At 68.0% G+C, this 1,595-nt stretch carries 2 protein-coding genes; both read left to right on the plus strand.

All coding sequences use genetic code 11. The features are described 5' to 3' along the window. On the plus strand, positions 1-380 hold a 380-nt coding region (locus tag AC2VOK_RS20775), incomplete at its 5' end, for a DUF3097 family protein (RefSeq protein ID WP_428902128.1). Positions 381-596: 216 nt separating this feature from the next. Continuing rightward, complete coding sequence (locus tag AC2VOK_RS20780; RefSeq protein ID WP_428902129.1) at positions 597-1,499, plus strand: universal stress protein; 903 nt, start codon at positions 597-599, stop codon at positions 1,497-1,499. The last annotated feature ends 96 nt before the right edge of the window (positions 1,500-1,595 follow it).

Raw genomic sequence — 1,595 nt, forward strand, 5'->3', positions numbered from 1 at the left:
GTCCCGGGCCGGGGCGCCGGCTCGGTGTGCTCGTCGACCACCTCGTCACCGGATCGAAGGAGGCGCGCATCGCCGACGCGGTGCGGCGCGGACCGGGGGGCCACGACACGCTGGTCGTCGGTCACCCGTACGTCGACATCTGGCAGGCCGTCAAGCCGCAGCGACTCGGCCTGAAAGCCTGGCCGCAGGTGCCGCGGCAGGTGGAATGGAAACACGGCGCCTGCAAAGCCCTGGGACTGCCGCACGCCGCCCAAGCCGACATCGCCAGCGCCTGGCAGCACATCCGCTCCCGGGTGCGCGACTGGAACGACCTCGAACCCGCGCTGATCGGCCGGGTCGAAGAACTCATCGACTTCGTGACTCAGCCGTCCACGCCCTGACTGAGGTCGCATGTCTTGCGTACGCTACGCCCGCGTGCCGAACACCTCTCTGGCGAAACGGGATTCACCCGGCAGCGCGTCCATCCGGTGACGGGAGAGTTACCGCCCGGTGAAGCTTGTGCCGCCGAAGCCCTCCGGACCGCCGGTTGGGGACTAAAGCCTCACGACCGGTGACCCCGACGCCGATAATGTCTTGCTCGAAGGAGGGAGCATGAAATGACAGCACCCACACAGCCCGGCGTGGTGGTGGCGACAGACGGTTCGGCGGCGTCCAATGTCGCCGTCGCCTGGGCAGCCCGTGACGCGGCAATGAGGAATATCCCACTGACGGTCGTCCATGCGGTGGTCACCCCGACCGCGACCTGGCCGCCGATGCCCTACCCGGATTCCCTGGCGGTGCGGCTGGAAGACGACGGCAAGAAGGCGATCATGCACGCGGTCAAGATCGCCGAAGACGCGATGCCCGCGGACCGCAACGTCCCCATCGGCAGGGAACTGGTGTTCGCGACCCCGGCGTCGGCCCTGATCGAGATTTCCACCCAGGCCCAGATGGTCGTGGTGGGCAGCTCCGGGCGTGGGCTGATCGCCCGCGGCGTGATCGGTTCGGTCAGTTCGGCGGTGGTGCGGCAGGCCCATTGCCCGGTCGCCGTGATCCACGACGGCGAAACACCGCGCCCTGACTTACCTGTGCTGGTGGGAATCGACGGATCGCCGGCTTCCGAACTGGCGACCGAGATCGCGTTCGACGAGGCGTCGCGCCGCGGGGTCGGCTTGGTGGCCTTGCACGCATGGAGCGACCTTGGGGTCGGCTATCTGGGAGAATCCGGTCTGCCCGAACTGCTGGGGGAGGCGGAGCGCAGTCTCGCCGAGCGGCTTGCCGGCTGGCAGGAACGTTACCCCGACGTCACCGTGCGGCGACTGGTCCTGCGTGACCAGCCGGCGCATGAGCTCGCCGACAAGGCCAATTCGGCGCAACTCGTCGTCGTGGGCAGTCACGGCCGGGGCGGTTTGGCGGGCACGCTGCTGGGCTCGGTGAGCAACGCGGTGCTGCACTCGGTGCGGGTGCCGGTGATCGTGGCCAGGGCGTCCGGTTCCTCAGAAAAGGCTAGGCTAGCCTAATTTCATCGTGAGTCGCTGAGGGCTCGAGAATTTGGCACCCGAACCTTTCGATGGATCGGCCGCGAAAACCTGTTGCGGGCCAAGCCCTTTCGGCGT

The sequence above is a fragment of the Mycobacterium sp. TH-M116 genome (genome assembly GCF_057473685.1).

Coding starts and splice junctions, on each gene's coding strand:
- AC2VOK_RS20780 (WP_428902129.1), top strand. CDS start 597: ATGACAGCACCCACACAGCCCGGCGTGGTGGTGGCGACAGACGGTTCG.